Source organism: Acinetobacter halotolerans, assembly GCF_004208515.1.
Lineage (GTDB): Bacteria > Pseudomonadota > Gammaproteobacteria > Pseudomonadales > Moraxellaceae > Acinetobacter > Acinetobacter halotolerans.
Map to the genome: position 1 here is coordinate 291575 of NZ_SGIM01000003.1, position 16483 is coordinate 308057.

The 16483-nt window shown below is 38.5% G+C and carries 14 protein-coding genes; 4 read left to right on the forward strand and 10 right to left on the reverse strand.

Annotated elements, in window-relative coordinates; all coding sequences use genetic code 11:
* The first annotated feature begins 168 nt into the window (after positions 1-168).
* From EXE30_RS05545 to EXE30_RS05555, 3 genes are all read left to right on the forward strand, one after another.
* Positions 169-1455 carry an acyl-CoA dehydrogenase family protein gene (locus EXE30_RS05545; RefSeq protein ID WP_171457330.1) on the forward strand — a complete coding sequence of 429 codons (1287 nt, stop codon included), beginning with the start codon at positions 169-171 and terminating at the stop codon, positions 1453-1455.
* 22 nt (positions 1456-1477) lie between these two features.
* Positions 1478-2680: an acyl-CoA dehydrogenase family protein gene (locus tag EXE30_RS05550; protein ID WP_130161548.1), complete on the forward strand. Its 1203-nt coding sequence runs from the start codon at positions 1478-1480 to the stop codon at positions 2678-2680.
* Positions 2681-2901: 221 nt separating this feature from the next.
* A complete protein-coding gene (locus EXE30_RS05555) occupies positions 2902-3600 on the forward strand; it encodes a hypothetical protein (protein WP_004670983.1) in 699 nt (232 codons plus the stop codon).
* 88 nt (positions 3601-3688) lie between these two features.
* Here the strand turns inward: EXE30_RS05555 and gorA are convergent, their stop codons facing one another.
* The gene (gene gorA / locus EXE30_RS05560; RefSeq protein ID WP_130161549.1) at positions 3689-5041 is read right to left on the reverse strand and encodes a glutathione-disulfide reductase; all 1353 of its coding nucleotides are present in this window, start codon (positions 5039-5041) and stop codon (positions 3689-3691) included.
* Positions 5042-5204: 163 nt separating this feature from the next.
* On the reverse strand, positions 5205-6449 hold the full coding sequence (locus EXE30_RS05565; RefSeq protein ID WP_130161646.1) for an alkane 1-monooxygenase: 1245 nt from the start codon (positions 6447-6449) through the stop codon (positions 5205-5207).
* A 199-nt stretch (positions 6450-6648) separates the two neighbouring features.
* Between EXE30_RS05565 and EXE30_RS05570 the strand changes: the two genes are divergently transcribed.
* Positions 6649-7581, forward strand: coding sequence for an AraC family transcriptional regulator (locus EXE30_RS05570; RefSeq protein ID WP_130161550.1), 933 nt, complete (start codon positions 6649-6651; stop codon positions 7579-7581).
* A 60-nt stretch (positions 7582-7641) separates the two neighbouring features.
* Here EXE30_RS05570 and lpxA read toward each other — a convergent pair whose 3' ends face one another.
* The 8 genes from lpxA to EXE30_RS05610 are packed head-to-tail and all read right to left on the reverse strand — an operon-like array spanning position 7642 to position 16481.
* On the reverse strand, positions 7642-8430 hold the full coding sequence (lpxA, locus tag EXE30_RS05575) for an acyl-ACP--UDP-N-acetylglucosamine O-acyltransferase (RefSeq protein ID WP_130161551.1): 789 nt from the start codon (positions 8428-8430) through the stop codon (positions 7642-7644).
* Complete coding sequence (gene fabZ, locus EXE30_RS05580) at positions 8427-8912, reverse strand: 3-hydroxyacyl-ACP dehydratase FabZ (protein WP_004670975.1); 486 nt, start codon at positions 8910-8912, stop codon at positions 8427-8429. The genes lpxA and fabZ overlap by 4 nt, the downstream gene beginning before the upstream one ends.
* Before the next feature lie 6 nt (positions 8913-8918).
* Entirely contained in the window at positions 8919-9989 is a 1071-nt protein-coding gene (gene lpxD, locus EXE30_RS05585; RefSeq protein WP_130161552.1) for a UDP-3-O-(3-hydroxymyristoyl)glucosamine N-acyltransferase, read from the reverse strand.
* Between the two features lie 3 nt (positions 9990-9992).
* Complete coding sequence (locus tag EXE30_RS05590; RefSeq protein WP_130161553.1) at positions 9993-10481, reverse strand: OmpH family outer membrane protein; 489 nt, start codon at positions 10479-10481, stop codon at positions 9993-9995.
* A 44-nt stretch (positions 10482-10525) separates the two neighbouring features.
* Positions 10526-13063 carry an outer membrane protein assembly factor BamA gene (gene bamA, locus EXE30_RS05595; RefSeq protein WP_130161554.1) on the reverse strand — a complete coding sequence of 846 codons (2538 nt, stop codon included), beginning with the start codon at positions 13061-13063 and terminating at the stop codon, positions 10526-10528.
* 35 nt (positions 13064-13098) lie between these two features.
* Positions 13099-14454: an RIP metalloprotease RseP gene (rseP, locus tag EXE30_RS05600; RefSeq protein WP_130161555.1), complete on the reverse strand. Its 1356-nt coding sequence runs from the start codon at positions 14452-14454 to the stop codon at positions 13099-13101.
* 5 nt (positions 14455-14459) lie between these two features.
* A complete protein-coding gene (gene ispC, locus EXE30_RS05605; protein WP_130161556.1) occupies positions 14460-15656 on the reverse strand; it encodes a 1-deoxy-D-xylulose-5-phosphate reductoisomerase in 1197 nt (398 codons plus the stop codon).
* Positions 15657-16481, reverse strand: a complete 825-nt coding sequence (locus EXE30_RS05610; RefSeq protein WP_130161557.1) for a phosphatidate cytidylyltransferase — start codon at positions 16479-16481, stop codon at positions 15657-15659.
* Positions 16482-16483: the final 2 nt, after the last annotated feature.

The following is a 16483-nucleotide window of genomic DNA, read 5'->3' on the forward strand; positions in this document are numbered from 1 at the left end:
TTTAGTATTTTTATTTACTTATTTAAAAACAAATAGATAACATCAAACCATCATGCAAATCACCCTTTATCTATATCCAATCAGCAGGTCAAAGAAGACATAGTCTTTCGCTCTAGAACATGTCAGCATAAAATCACAACCATCCTCTAGGATAAAAACATGTCGAATATGATGAATAAAGCTCAAGGCATTGGGCTATCTTTGATCACAAAACTCGCAGGAAGCGATATGCTCGATCAATTCAAATTGCGAAAATTTGTAGAAAAATCATTATATCAAGGTTCGAAAACAGGTTTTAAAGTACTTACAAAAACGCAGAAAGCCTTTAAATCACAACCTATTGATAAGCAACGTTTACCCAATCAAATCAATAAAAATTTATTTGATCTTAGTTTGACTGAAGAACAGCAGATGACTGCTGATGCAATGTCACAATTTGCGCAAGAAGTATTGTACACTCTGGCCCATGATGCTGATCACCATGCGCAGTTTCCAGAAGAACTATGGCAACATCTCGTGGACTTAGGCTTAAATTACTACGCCCTACCTGAAGCTTTAGGCGGTGTTGCGGCAGAACAAAATATCGTCAGCAATATTCTAATTGCAGAAAGCTTAGCAAAAGGCGATTTTAGTTTAACCGCGGGTTTACTGAGTACATTCAGTGTCATTAATGCCATTACCCGTTGGGGTTCAACTCAAGTCCAGTCGATGTATCTCCCATGCTTTGCTGAAGATACCGATGTGACAGCAAGTTTTGCGGTACAAGAAGCAACGCCTGCATTCAATCCTTTCCAATTAAAAACCACAGCGACAGAATCAAATGGTCAATTCTTCATTAACGGTGAAAAGACATTGGTCGTACTGGGTGATACCGCTGATGTGTTCTTAGTAAGTGCTGAATTTAATGGTCAGCCAGATGTCTTTGTCGTGCAGTGTAATGAAAGCATTTCGATTAAAGCCAATCCAGCTATGGGATTAAAAGCAACAGAAACTGCCACATTACAATTTAATCACACCCCTGCTTTGCGTTTAGGTGATGCAGATTTTGACTACACTGCATTTGTCGATCTCGGCAATCTCATGTGGTGTGCGATGGCTGTAGGTACTTGTGAAGCGATCAAGGAATACTGTATCAAATATGCCAATGAACGTACTGCATTTGGTGAGCCAATCTCTCATCGCCAAAGTGTGGCGTTTATGATTGCAGATATGGCGATTGAAATTGATGCTATGCGTATGCTGGTTCTTAACGCGGCAAGCTTGGCAGAAGCAGGCCAACCATTCCACCGTGAAGCATATTTAGCACGTTTACTTTGTGCTGAAAAAACCATGAAGATAGGTACAGATGGTGTACAAATCGTAGGTGGGCATGGTTTCACTAAAGAACATCCAGTTGAGCGTTGGTACAGAGACATACGTGCCACTGCAATTTTACATTCTGGCTTACATGCTTAATTGATGACCTGAGGATAATACAATGAATTTACAAAATCCTAAAAAATTCAAAATGATGGTTGATCAAGCACATGAAGTTGCTTTAAATGTGTTACGCCCGATTTCTCGTAAATATGACAAAGCAGAACATGCCTATCCAAAAGAATTGGATATGTTAGCCTCTTTGGTTGATGGCATGAATGAAGGTGGTGAAGGCATTAATGCAGGCGCAGCTGTTGGAAAAAAACGCGGTGAAGTTGAAACAGGTAATAAAAACGGCAACAACATGTCGACTGCACTTGGTGTCATCGAAATGTGTTATGGCGATACGGGTTTATTACTCAGTATGCCACGTCAAGGCTTAGGTAATTCTGCTATCGCTGCGGTCGCCAATGATGAACAACTTGAACGTTTTAAAAATACTTGGGCGGCTATGGCAATTACTGAACCAGGTTGTGGCTCAGACTCTGCAGCTATTCGTACCACAGCGACCAAAGATGGCGATGACTATATTCTAAATGGTGAGAAAATCTTCGTTACTTCAGGCGAACGTGCTGACTCGGTTGTCGTTTGGGCAACATTGGATAAAAAACTAGGTCGTGCGGCGATTAAATCCTTTGTAGTACCAAAAGGCACCGCAGGAATGAAGGTAGAACGTCTAGAGCATAAGTTAGGTATCAAAGCATCAGATACCGCAGTGATTAGTTTCATTGACTGTCGTGTCCCTGCTGCAAATCTATTAGGCAATCCTGAAATTGATGTAGCTAAAGGTTTTGCTGGGGTAATGGAAACCTTTGACAATACTCGACCGCTAGTCGCTGCAATGGCAATTGGTTGCGCTAAAGCTTCATTAGAGCGAATCAAAGAGATATTTAAAGACCAACTTGATCCTGACTATAAAACGCCCTATCTCCAAACTTCGAATTTAGCTGCCCAAATTTATCGTATGGAAGCCGAATGGGAAGCAGCTCGTTTGTTAACGCTAAAAGCAACTTGGATGGCTGACAATAAAAAACCAAACTCTAAAGAAGCTTCGATTGCTAAAGCAAAAGCTGGACGTGTGGGTAATGAAATTACCCTGAAATGTGTTGAACTGGCTGCAAGCCTTGGTTATGGTGAGGATGAGTTGTTAGAAAAATGGGCCCGTGATTCAAAAATTTTAGATATTTTTGAGGGTACTCAACAAATTCAACAATTGATCATCGCTCGTCGTGAGTTAGGTAAATCATCAAGCGAATTGAAGTAATCGAAATCTGTAAAAATATTCCATTAGAAAAGGCTTTCGAGTCTTTTCTTTTTTATTTATTATCTAAGTAATAAGCATAAGTTAATAGATGAATAAAATTCGCCTCCACCCTTTAATTTCATTTCCAACAGTCCATTGCACATTAGACAGGGATATAAATTAGATTCTATATTATAAAAATAAAAATTAGATGAAAGATATTAAAAACATAGGCTAAAAAAATGAAAGTAGATTATACACAAGATGAAATAGATTCTCGCACCCTTAAACTGATTGTGGGGTTAATTGCATTATTTCTGGCAAGTTTAACAAGTTTTTTAACGCATGGAGAAATCCAATCTATTAGTGAATCTTATCATCATGATGGATTAGTGCGTAATATATTCGTAGGTTGTCTATTCGCAATAGCTTCTTTCCTATTCGCTTACAACGGTCAAGAACCTCAAAAAGAAGCTCTCATTAGTAAAATTGCAGCAGTTTCAGCACTTGGAGTTGCATTATTCCCTTGCAAATGTGAGGTGATGGGTAATGTTTGCAAAAATATTAATGAATATAATCAAATAGTTTTTGGAATTATGCATATTATATCTGCGATTGTTATGTTTCTCATTTTAGCTAGATTCTGTCAAATTTTTTATCAAAGGGCAAAAACCAAATTTCTACGAGATGGAAATATCATGGCAAAACGAAGATCTTATATATATCTTATCTCAGGAATTACAATTGTCTTATCAATGTTGATACTGATACTAGATATGTTAATTCAATATTTACCTAATCCCATCATTCTAAATCCTAGGCTAGTGTACTGGTGTGAATTTTTTGGACTTGTCGCGTTTGGTATCTCTTGGCTAACATCAAGTAAAATTTTACCATTTATGGCAATGGAACACGAAGAGTTGCACATCTTAAAAAAATAATTATTCTTTCTTGTAGTTCCTAAGAAATATTTCCACACGGGAATTCAGTTTAATTTACGATGATACGGTAAATTAAACTGAGTCTTACCTATCGCATCGTCACAAACTCTTCAGCAGAGGTCGGGTGAATTGCAACGGTATTGTCAAAATCTTGTTTAGTCGCACCCATTTTCAATGCCACAGCAAAACCTTGCAAAATTTCATCCATTGCCAAACCAATCCCATGAATCCCAACAATCTTCTCGTCTTCACCAACACAAACCAATTTCATTTTAGTCGGCTGCCTGTGTTGCGTGATTGCACTAAACATTGATGTAAAAGATGAACTATAAGTTTTGACGGATTGTTTTCCATATTTTTCAATTGCTTCAGCTTCTGTGATTCCAACCGTGCCAATCGGTGGATGACTAAACACAACGGTTGGAATATTGTCATAATCCAAATATTCATTAGGTTTATTATTAAACAGTCTTTCGGATAAACGACGACCAGCCGCTACAGCAACAGGTGTTAATTCCATTTTACCCGTGATGTCTCCAACCGCATAAATACCCTCTTGCGAGGTATTTTGGTACTTATCAACCTCGATATAACCTCTCTCATTTAACTTAATATTGGCTTGATCAAGATTCATACTCGATGTATTCGGCTCTCGTCCTGTTGCCCATATTAAGCAATCAACAGTATGTTGCTCACCATTTTCCAAATGTAACACGACCGAACCATCTTCATTTTTTGTGACCCGCTTAGGCACTGCCTGCGCATGTGCGATGATGCCATCTGTTTGCATCACCTCAAGCAGAGTTTCACTAATGAACTGATCAAAGCGGCGTACAGGTAAATCCTTACGAATAAACAATTCGACCTTTGATCCTAAGGCATTCAGTACTCCAGCAAGCTCAACTGCAATATAGCCAGAACCTACAACAGCTGTCCTTTTAGGCAAAGCTGTTAACTCAAAAAAACCATTTGAATCGATACCATATTCAACGCCATCCAGTTTAGGCAAAGCTGGTTGAGTCCCTGTGGCAATTAAAATATGCTCTGCAGTATAGCGTTCAGCATTGACCTCAATGGTATTTTTATCAATAAAAGTTGCAGCACCATAAATCATATCAACTTTATTTTTACTTAGGCTATTTTGATAAGACCGATGAATTCGCTCAATATAGTCTTGTCTATTCTTGATTAAGATCTGCCAATCAAAAGACTCAATTTTGCTATTGAAGCCATAATCAGCTCCGTATTTTTGGATGGTTTCAGCGACTTGTGCTGCATACCACATCACTTTTTTAGGTACACAGCCAACATTGACACAAGTTCCACCAATTTCACCCTTCTCAATCAAGGCGCATTTTTTACCATGCATAGCGGCTCGATTAACCGATGCAATACCGCCACTACCACCACCAATCACAATATAATCATAATGTTTTGTCATTTTAGCCTCTTGAAATCTATTACAAGATTTTTTTAGTTCTACGTCATAGATAGATATACAGCAAGAGTGATTCAAATCAGTTTTTTTTTATTTTTTTAATACAAGAAAACAAAAAAGCACCAATCATTGCTGATCAGTGCCTCGAGTTTTGGAAATTTAAAATTTAGTCTGTAACAGCAACTTCAGTTGATGTTTGTTCTAAAGATGGATCTACCATACCAAATTTCTTGAAGAGTTTTGCACGACGTTTTGGATAAATATTGGCTTTATTGAGATCACCTTTATAATGATCCACTACACGTTTATCCATCATTTTAAACCATAATGGTGGAATTAATGCAGGTAGAAGCATACTTGCATAACCACTTGGTAACTCTGGTGCTTCATCAAAATGACGTAATGCTTGGAATGGACGAGTCGGGTAAGCGTGATGGTCTGAATGACGTTGTAACTGATACAAGAACAAATTAGTCACAATGTTATTATTGTTCCAACTATGCTCAGGCATTGTACGCTGATATTTACCATCTGCATTTTTCTGACGCTTCAAGCCATAGTGTTCGATATAATTAATAATTTCGAACAAAGTAATACCATAGAATGCCTGAGTCGCTAAGTAAGGAATGACACCTTTACCAAACAAACCAATCATTGAGCCATGGAATGCTGCACTCATTCCCCAACCTTGAAGTAATTCATTATCTTTAGACCAGAATTCTAAGCCTTTACGTTTTAAACGATTGGTTTCAATCTCGATTGCTGACTTAAAAGAACCGAAAACTGTACGTGGCCAAAACTCATAAAATGTTTCACCCATTTGTGAAGATGCTGGATCTTCAGGTGTCGCAGCACGTTTATGGTGGCCATAAGGGTGTTCAATACGGAAATGATTGTACCCTGTTGGAACGAGTGCCAAATGTGACAGAATATGGTCAATACGATCATGCTTATGGCTGAGTTCATGTGCGGTATTAATCGCAATACCATTAATTGCACCCATTGAAATACCAAGGAAAATTTTATCAATGAATGATGTTTCTTTTCGACTTGTTAAGTAACATGCATAAAAATTCGCTGCGTACTGTAGCGGAATGAAGCTTTTGACTAAACGCGAATAGTATGGGTCTTTTTCTAAAAGCTTAATATCTTCTTCAGATGGGTTATTTGCATCTTTACCAATGATTGTATCAATTGTTGGAATAACAATATGTAAAACAATCGGTCCGCCCAATGCAAAAACTTTTTTCAATGGACGAGGTGCAAACTGATAACCTGCTAAAATACCGATTCCGATTGCAGGTAAAGCTGGACTAATCGCCCATAAGTAACGTTTACGATCCAACGCTATTTTTGATTTAGGAATGCTTACTGGTGTAAGTTCGTGCTCTACATTTACTGGCGCATTCATCATCTTTTCCATATCTTTTCTATATACTTATATTTTCTAGGAAAATGTAACAGATTACAGTTGCGAGCGTCCAAAAAACCTATGTCAGAGTCTTTGGCATATTTCTGCCTGTTTTTGTCCCTTAAGCACATAAACACATGTTGAGTTATCTCTCTAGAGCTCTATAATTTATAGAATAACTACATCATGTAAAAATCATATGGATGCTCTAAGTAAAATTTTTGCTGATATTCATTTAAATCATACTGAATATATCTACTTGAAAACTCAAGGAGAATGGAGTTTTTTTTGCCAAGATCAAACGGCATTGATTGTACATATTGTGTTGGTCGGTTCGGTTTATATTCAAATTGATGCTCATAACAACGTAACTGCTCATGCAGGTGAAATTGTGCTTATTCCGTCAGGAAAAGCACATATTGGTGCAGATAATGCAATTACCAAGCTCGTTGATGCGATTGATATTTCAAAATTCTTCGATGGTCACAAAGAAGATGCCTTAGAATTTGGTACGGATTCTTCAAATAAAAATCTAATTTTAACGATACGTTGCCAAATCGACACCATCATGGCACGTCCATTTGTTCAAGCACTTCCATTGTTAATTCACCTACAACAAGGTGATGCGACCGCACCAGAATGGTTACAAATAGGACTACATTTTCTCGCATTAGAAACCCAAAATATTCAGGCAGGTCGAGATATTATTATTGATCATTTAGTTAATATTTTATTAATTAAATGTATACGCGATCACATTCAACAAATATCCACACAACACGGATGGCTCAGCGCACTCAACCATCCAGAATTGAGTAATAGCTTGGCAGCAATCCATAATCATCCAGAGGATGCTTGGACAGTCGAATTATTGGCTGAACAATGCTGTATGTCACGTTCAAAATTTGCGAGTTTATTCCATGACGTTATTGGTGAATCACCACTTGCCTATTTACAACAACATCGAATGCGATTAGCCAGCCAATATTTACGTAAAAGTAATTACTCGGTTCAACAAATTGCAAATAAAGTAGGTTATTCCTCTGAAACTGCTTTTAGTCAAGCATTTAAAAGAACATTTGAATTATCGCCCAAACAATATAGGCAACAATTTGTTGAAGAAGAAGATTGAACACAAAAAAGACACCGATTTAGGTGTCTTTTTTCTTTTTTATCAACTAAGTTTGCTTAGTTAACGCACAATACCACGTGTTGATTTCTCTAAAGAATCAATAAACAGTTGTGCTTCTGGTGTATTCACCAATATCTCATTTCGGATTTGTTCGATGGCCTGCTCAGAAGTAAGGCCAGACTTATAAATCAGTTTATATGCAGCTCTTAATCCTTGAATCGTATCTCTTGACCAACCTTTACGTCGCATACCTTCTATATTCATGCCAAATGCATGCGCTGGATTTCCTGACGCCATGACATAAGCAGGAACATCTTTGAGAATCAAAGCAGCACCACCAATCATACTATACGAATCAATACGGCAAAATTGATGAATCCCAGCATTGCCGCCAACAATGATATGATCGCCAACATGAACATGTCCCGCAACACCTACATTATTGGCAAAGATATTATGGTTGCCAATCACGCAATCATGGGCAATATGGGTATTTACCATAAATAAGTTATGGCTACCAATTTTGGTAATGCCTTGATCCTGAACTGTACCTCTATGCAACGTACAATGTTCACGGATGGCATTGTGATCACCGATCTCTAACCAAGTTTCTTCACCTTGATATTTCAAATCTTGGCAAATTTCCCCAACACTAGAGAATTGGAAAATATCATTATTTTTACCAATCCGTGTAAAACCACCAATCACCACATGTGAATGTAATTTTGTCCCCGTGTCAATACTTACATTTGGACCTACAATACAATACGGTCCAATCTGCACATCTGATGCGATTTCTGCAGATGGATCGATAATTGCTGTAGGATGTATTAAATTTTGACTACTCATGCCTGCTCAATTTTTTGGTGTGAAATAATAATCTCTGCCGTTGCGGCAATAATACCGTCAACGCTTGCAGTACAATTGTACTTGTAAATGCCGCGTTTTTGCATAACAAGTTCAGATTTTAAGATAAGCTGGTCACCAGCAACAACCTGTTTCTTAAATCTTATTTTTTCTGCACCAGCAAATAAGAACAATGAACCCGCTTTTGGCTTTTGATTCGTTAATACAAAACCGAGTATACCAGAGACCTGAGCTAAAGCTTCAATGATCAATACACCTGGCATAATCGGATAAGTAGGGAAATGCCCTTGAAGGAACTCTTCATTAATAGACACATTTTTATAACCGACAATGCTGTTTTCAGTCACTTCAGTTACACGATCAACTAATAAAAAAGGATAGCGATGAGGTAAATATTCGCGAATGGTAAGAATATCCATTGGCAATTCAGGCATTGTAAATGTTGGTAATGTAGATTCGGTCATAATAAATTATTTACGTAACTTAAGGGTTGATTCAAGGGACTCTAATTGAGCTTGCATATAATCAAGTCTTTTAGTGATTTGGGTCAATGGCACATCTGCTAATTGTCTCAAGCGTACAATTGTCTTTTTCCAATGACTATTTTCAAAAAGCCCCATCCCAGAAGAATAAGTTCCAGCCTCAGAAATATTTTTTGTGACCATTGACATTGCTGTAAGTGTCACATTATCTGTGATTTCAAGGTGCCCAACCACACCACTTGCCCCTCCTAGAATACAGTTTTTGCCAATTCTAGCGCTACCTGCTATTCCACATTTCGCGGCGATCGCTGTATTTTCACCAATATGTACATTGTGTGCGATTTGCACAAGGTTATCAATAATGACGCCATCTTCCAAAATTGTGTCATCCAATGCACCGCGATCAATACTACAATTCGAACCAATACGCACATCATTGCCGATCTGAACTGAACCTAATTGAGCAATCCGGTGCCATTTACCTTGATATGGTGCAAAGCCAAAACCCTCTGTACCAATTGCAGTGTTTGCATGTATACGGATTCGATCTTTTAATTTTGCTTGTCCAGTAATTGTGACATGCGCATCAACAAAACAATCTTTACCAACTTCAACCCCGTCATCAATAAACGAATGCGATTGAATTATCGTATTCGCCCCGATCACACAGTTTTCACCAATCACCACATAATGCCCGATATAAGCATCATCAGCGATAATTGCGGATGGGTGGATTTTAGCTGTACTTTCAATACCACGTTGAAGGATCTTTGCTTCGAATATATGCGTGAGAACTGCAAATGCTAAATAAGGATTATCAACAACTATAAAATTTTTCTTCTGGGTAAGTTGCTGTTTTAATGTTTCTGTGACGATATAAACACCCGCATCACTTGCCTCTGCTTGGGCTAAATATTTTTCACCATTCACAAAACAAATATGCTGGTTCTGAGCCAGTTCTAAACTTGCCAAATTAGAAATTTGAAAGTCTTTTTCACCGAAATACTCACCTTGTACAAGGTGAGCAAGTTCTTCTAAACGATAACTACGTCTATTCATTGATTATTTCATTGCATTAACCTTTTGAATCATTTTATCAGTTAAATCATACTTAGCGTCAGAGGCAATAGTAGAATTTTTATTGATAATCAAGTCTAAATTGTTTTCTTTGCGCAATTGTTCTGCCGCTTGCTTAACACGATTTTCAAAAGTCGTATTCATTGTTTGTAAACTAGACTGAACTTTAGACTGTAAGCCTTGCTGAGTCGTATTAAACTCATTCACTTTCGCCTGATATTGTGCAGAAAGTTTTTGTAAATCGGCTTGATTTGCAGACTGCGCTTTTTGTTGCAAAGTCTCGATTTCTTTACCCAATTGTTCCAATTTGGTCGATGTAGGTTTTACCGATTGACCTAGACTGCTATTTTGTTGTTTTAGATAAGTACTACTCTCAACAACTTTCGCTAAATCAACAACAGCAATGCTTGCTGCATTGCTCATCGCAGACATGGTTAAACCTAAACCGAACATAACAGCGGTTAATGTTTTCATGATTCCATCCTTTATATATTTTGTAACCTTAAACAAGGTCGTACTTAGAAAGTACGACCGATTTCAAATTGGATTGATTTGGTGTCATCACCCTTCTTATCATTAAGCGGGAAAGCATAACTGAGTGATAACGGTCCAATCATGGTGATCCATGTAAAACCTGCACCAACACTGTAACGCATATTTCCAGCATCAAAGTTGTAGTTATCTTTACAGTATTGTTTAAGATTAATTTGAGACTGTCCTTTAATAATCGGTTCCTGAGATGAACTTGGCACATCACATTGAGTATCAAAGACTTGTGCACCTTCAGCAAACAATACAGGTCTAACTTGACGTGCCCAATCACCTTTAAATGGTACAGGCAATGCGAGTTCAGTACCAAACTGAATCAGTGCATTACCACCAACTTCTTCTGGATCAGGGTCATTTCTGCCTGTTTCACGGAAAATAACACTTGGATATTTTGGACCCAAAGAACTATTGTCATAACCACGCACAGAGCCATAACCACCTGCATAAAAATTCTTATAGAATGGCAGATCATTACCAAAACCTAACTTACCATAACCTCGGAGAACAAAGCCTTTTGGCAAAGATTTAAATGCCTGAGCATCATAAGTGAGTTTTTGATAGTCAACATCACTGCCTGGAAGACCGACTTCTAAACCAACGCGATGCGACATACCTGACGTTGGAAAAACTGGTCGGTTAAGTGTATTATACGACCAACCCAAATTAAGTGTATAAGTTAAAAAATCACCTTCAAACTGATCGCCAAATGTGTATTTTTGATCTTCAGGACAAGGTTCATAACCAGTAATTTCTCCCGTCTCTGGATTTATAATTGGTTTAAGATCTTCTTTACAGTACTCTCCTGATCTACCTGTCTCCTTACCACCATTCGCTAACAAATAATCACGAATATAGGTAGATACGTTAGGCCCCGTTCTAACTTTAGTCTTATCGATACCCACCGAAGCACTTAAACTTTGATTTTCATCAATCGGATAACCAAAGCTCAAGCTTCCGCCTATACTGTCTGTCACGTAGTTATTGACGTTATAGTCTTCGTTAAGCTTAGTTTTACGGTAGTAAACGTTATAACCACGACTCACACCATCAATGGTAAAATATGGGTCAGTCACACTTAGGTTGTAATAGTCTTGTGTCTCAGAACGAGATAAATCAATCGCGACACGGTTACCTGTGCCCATAAAGTTAGTCTGGCTCAAACCTGCTTGGAAAGTTACACCACCATTTTGAGAGTAACCAACCGCCAAAGTTGTCGTTCCTGAATGTTGCTCTTCAACAGCAACATTTAAATCAACTTGGTCAGGTGTGTTTGGAACACGAACAGGTTTTACATCAACAGTCTTAAAGAAGCCTGTTCGCTCTAAACGAATTTTGGATAAATCAATTTTTTCATTACTTGCTAATGCACCTTCCATTTGGCGCATTTCTCGACGTAGCACCTCATCAGCGGTCTTATTATTACCTGTGAAGTTAATACGACGTACTGTAACTTGTTGCCCAGGATTAATATAGTAATTAAGATTCACCAACCCAGTCTGGTTGTTAATCTCAGGGACGACATTAACCTCAGCATAGTAATAACCCGCATTACCATATTTTCTAAGCAATAATTGCTTAACTGCATTCACTCTTTCTTGTGAATACGTTTCACCATCTTTATACAGTTTTAGCGCTTTTAGCTCTTCAGGCTTATAAAGTGCATCACCTAAGAATTTGGTCTCGCCAAACTTAAATTGGCTACCTTCATCGACAGAAACTTCAATAAAGATATTCTTTTTGTCTTCACTGATATTCAGTTGCGAATTAATAATATTAAAATTGATATAACCCTTGTTGAGATACAGTGCACGTAAAGCCTCTAAGCTTGCTGCCATTTTTTCACGTGCGTAACGATCATTACGGGTAACAATAGAAGCCCAACCACTTTCCTTTACTGCAAAAGCTTGTTTAATGTCACTATCGCTAAATACAGTGTTACCAATGATATTAATATCGAATACCTTGGCAGCCGTACCTTCGTTGAAGTTCAATAACAACTCAACACGGTTGTTTGGTCGAGCAACTGTTTCTACTGTTACATCAGCATCATAACGCCCTTGCTGGGTATATTGTTGCTCAAGTTCGGTTTCAATGATCTGTAGTGCAGACTTCTTGAACACTTCTCCTTCAGCGATTCCCATTTTCTTTAAGCCTTGTTCCAAAGCTTCTTTAGGAATCAGTTTATTTCCTTTAAATTCCAACTTGGAAATTACTGGACGCTCTACGACTTTAAAGACCAATACATCACTTTCTTTATAAGCTTTGATGTCATCAAATAAACCTGATGCGTATAAACTACGAATAGCCTCAGCAATCATTGGATCGCTGACACGATCACCCGCATTTATTGGCAACATCGAATAGATACTTGCAGGTGTTAAACGCACTAGCCCATCAATTCGTATATCTCGTGCAAGAAACTCGTCTGCTGCGTATGCTTGTTGTACCACTGCCATCGCACTGACCAGTGCCAAAGGCATTAATAAATGTGTGTGACGCATGCCCATATATTTTCCAGTAAGTTAAATTCCATTTGCGTTTTTTATAAACGCATGAAGTCGTTAAATAAAGCCAAAAGCATCATGCTACCGAGCAGTACCATACCAACTTTTAGACCCAATATCTGTATTTGTTCGGAAACAGGTTTACCACGGATGAGTTCAATAAAGTAATAAACCAAATGTCCACCATCAAGCATCGGAATCGGTAATAAATTTAGAATTCCTAAACTCACACTCATCAGTGCCATGAATGAAATAAATGTTTGCCACCCCATTTCAGCACTTTGACCTGCAACTTTTGCAATGGTGATTGGACCTGACAAATTATCTAGCCCAATTAATCCGCGGACCATTTTGACAATCGAGTTAAAAATCATACTTGAAAGCTGTACAGTTTTATCAACTGCAACACCAAAAGCTTCCAAAGGTGAATACTGAATAGTTTGCTTATAGTCATTCGGAATCGTGACTTGACCTGCATCACTTTTCACACCTAGAACACCAGTGACATTGCCCATATTGTCACGTTGACCACGGGGTATCATCTGCAAATGTACCAGCTCACCTTGTCGCATCACATCAATATTTAATAACTTTTCAGGTGATTTTTGAACCACACTCACTACATCAAACCAATCTTTCATGGCAACATCATTAATCGCCACAATTTGATCACCTTCTTTCATCCCTTGGCGAATCGCAGTGCCATCAGCAGTCAATTCTTTCACGACTGCTGGGATCATCGGACGATAAGGTAAAAAACCCAATGCATCTAAAGGAGATTGGCTTTGGTCTTTAAGAAAGTCCTGAATCGATAAATTAAATTGTTTCTCAGAACCATCACGGTCAACAAGTACCGACACTTGACCAGACTCACCTACTCGATTAATTAAAGCGAAGTTTAATTTTTCCCATGTCGGTGTCGTTTGACCATCCACAGCCAAGACTTTATCACCGACTTGTAGATCGACCTGAGCAGCAGGTGTATTTGGCATGATTTTACCAATACGCGTATTCAACTGTTCTTGTGCAGGTAGGAACAAAATCCAAAATAAAAAAACTGCAAAAATGAGATTGATTAAAGGACCCGCTGCAACAATTGCAATACGTTTCCAAGGAGGCTGTCGATTGAATGTATAAGGAAGGTCTTTTTCTGCGACATTTCCTTCACGCTCATCTAACATCTTGACATAGCCACCTAACGGCAACGCAGAAAGCTGATATTGAATACCAGATTTTTTAGATTGCCATTTTAGTAAAGTCGGACCAAAACCAATAGAATAAACTAAAACTTTTACACCAAGCTTACGTGCAACCCAATAGTGACCGAACTCATGAATTGCGATCAGAGGCCCTAACAATAAAATCGCTGCAACAATCATAAATAGTGCATTCATACGATTTAGCCTCCTATATCCACAATATACTTCTCTGCGATCTGTCTAGCGATCATATCAGTATGCAAAATGATGTCTATGTTTTCTGCTTTAGCATTTTGTACAGCGTCTAGGGTCTGTTCGACAACTTGAGCAATTTGTGTAAATCGAATGCGCTGTTGTAAAAATGCGGCCACTGCGATTTCATTTGCTGCATTCAAGATGGTTGGTGCTAAACCACCTGCTCTCATCGCCTGACGCGCTAGATTCAAAGCAGGAAACTTAACCTCATCAGGTGCTTGAAAGTCCAATTGAGCTGTGGCAAACAGGTCCAAAGCTGGAACATGTGTTTTTAGGCGTTTAGGCCAAGCCAATGCATGTGCAATCGGCGTACACATATCGGGGTTACCCATTTGCGCCAAAGTTGAACCATCCACATACTGAACCATTGAATGAATAATACTTTGTGGATGAACGACAACTGTAACAAAATGTTCTGATATTGAAAACAAATGACACGCTTCGATCAGTTCTAGACCTTTATTCATCAAAGTCGCTGAGTCAACCGAGATTTTTTGTCCCATCGACCAGTTTGGATGCTTACACGCCTGCTGTGGCGTGACACCACTTAATTGTTCTAAAGAGTGATTCAGGAAAGGTCCGCCAGAAGCAGTCAATAAAATACGAGAAACGCCTAGCTGTGGCTGTCCTGTACGTTCAGTCGTTAAGTAATCATGAGGTAATGATTGAAAAATTGCATTATGCTCAGAATCTACAGGTAATAGTAATGCATTATGTTCACGTGCAGCCTGCATCATAATGTCACCCGACATCACTAATGCTTCTTTATTCGCAAGTAAAACACGTTTACCCGCTTTAACTGCGGCAAGCGTGGGCAATAAACCAGCAGCACCCACGATCGCGGCCATGACAATATCAACGTCAGGGTGTTTAGCGATCTCAATTAAGCCAGTTTCATCCGATAGAATTTCAATTTGATTTAACTTTTCTTGGTTTAAACGCTGTTGCAGTTCACTGACTTTTTCATTCGGTACAACAACAATTTTAGGATGAAATTTTCTACAAATCTCTAAAAGTTCATCCAAACGACTATAAGCAGAAACCGCAAATACAGTGTATTGCTCTGAGTGCTGCTCTAATACTTTTAAAGTACTCTGTCCAATTGAACCTGTCGCACCCAATATACAAACAGCTTGTGTCATTTATAGATCTACACCAATAAGTTTTAAGATATACAACCCTGTCGCAAAAATAGGTGCAGCGGCCAATAAAGAGTCAATTCGATCGAGTACACCACCATGTCCAGGGAGTACACGGCCAGAATCCTTAATCCCTGCTCGGCGTTTAATCATCGATTCAAACAAATCACCCAATACTGAAGCAAACACAGTAATAATGGATAATATTAAGAATAAGACCAGCTGTACAGTAGTTAAATCTAAGTAAAAATATTGCACAACCAGCATAATAATCACAGTCGTTGCAATACCGCCATACAATCCTTCAAGAGATTTGTTTGGACTTACAAAAGGTGCAAGTTTCTTTTGACCAAATTTACGCCCAACAAAGTAAGCACCGCTATCCGCTCCCCAAACCAGCAAGAACAAATACATCAACCACCACGGCGAGCTAAACCAAACAGCATACAAGGCGGTAACAGCGGCTGAAATTAAAATAAAGCCTATGATATATAATGAAGAATTATACCAATTGTCTGATTCAGGAAAGTTTTTAACCCAATAAATACTTCCCAACCAAGTGAGAATAGACGCAGCCCAAAGTAGGAGTGCTACATCATCGTAGAACAATGCCAGTGTAGATACGAGTGCTACACAACCACCATACAACCACGCCTTTGGCTTTGGCACAGTGGTTGCAGTACGCGGCATAAGCTTAAACCACTCATAGCCAGCCACCCCCGCAGCTAAAATCATAAGCATAAACATTGGATAATGTGATTGCGTTGCAAACATGCAACTTAAAACAACAGCAACTAACACCAATGCGGTAATAATCCGCTCTAACATTA

Coding starts and splice junctions, on each gene's coding strand:
- EXE30_RS05545 (WP_171457330.1), top strand. CDS start 169: ATGATGAATAAAGCTCAAGGCATTGGGCTATCTTTGATCACAAAACTC.
- EXE30_RS05550 (WP_130161548.1), top strand. CDS start 1,478: ATGAATTTACAAAATCCTAAAAAATTCAAAATGATGGTTGATCAAGCA.
- EXE30_RS05555 (WP_004670983.1), top strand. CDS start 2,902: ATGAAAGTAGATTATACACAAGATGAAATAGATTCTCGCACCCTTAAA.
- gorA (WP_130161549.1), bottom strand. CDS start 5,041: ATGACAAAACATTATGATTATATTGTGATTGGTGGTGGTAGTGGCGGT.
- EXE30_RS05565 (WP_130161646.1), bottom strand. CDS start 6,449: ATGAATGCGCCAGTAAATGTAGAGCACGAACTTACACCAGTAAGCATT.
- EXE30_RS05570 (WP_130161550.1), top strand. CDS start 6,649: ATGGATGCTCTAAGTAAAATTTTTGCTGATATTCATTTAAATCATACT.
- lpxA (WP_130161551.1), bottom strand. CDS start 8,430: ATGAGTAGTCAAAATTTAATACATCCTACAGCAATTATCGATCCATCT.
- fabZ (WP_004670975.1), bottom strand. CDS start 8,912: ATGACCGAATCTACATTACCAACATTTACAATGCCTGAATTGCCAATG.
- lpxD (WP_130161552.1), bottom strand. CDS start 9,989: ATGAATAGACGTAGTTATCGTTTAGAAGAACTTGCTCACCTTGTACAA.
- EXE30_RS05590 (WP_130161553.1), bottom strand. CDS start 10,481: ATGAAAACATTAACCGCTGTTATGTTCGGTTTAGGTTTAACCATGTCT.
- bamA (WP_130161554.1), bottom strand. CDS start 13,063: ATGGGCATGCGTCACACACATTTATTAATGCCTTTGGCACTGGTCAGT.
- rseP (WP_130161555.1), bottom strand. CDS start 14,454: ATGAATGCACTATTTATGATTGTTGCAGCGATTTTATTGTTAGGGCCT.
- ispC (WP_130161556.1), bottom strand. CDS start 15,656: ATGACACAAGCTGTTTGTATATTGGGTGCGACAGGTTCAATTGGACAG.
- EXE30_RS05610 (WP_130161557.1), bottom strand. CDS start 16,481: ATGTTAGAGCGGATTATTACCGCATTGGTGTTAGTTGCTGTTGTTTTA.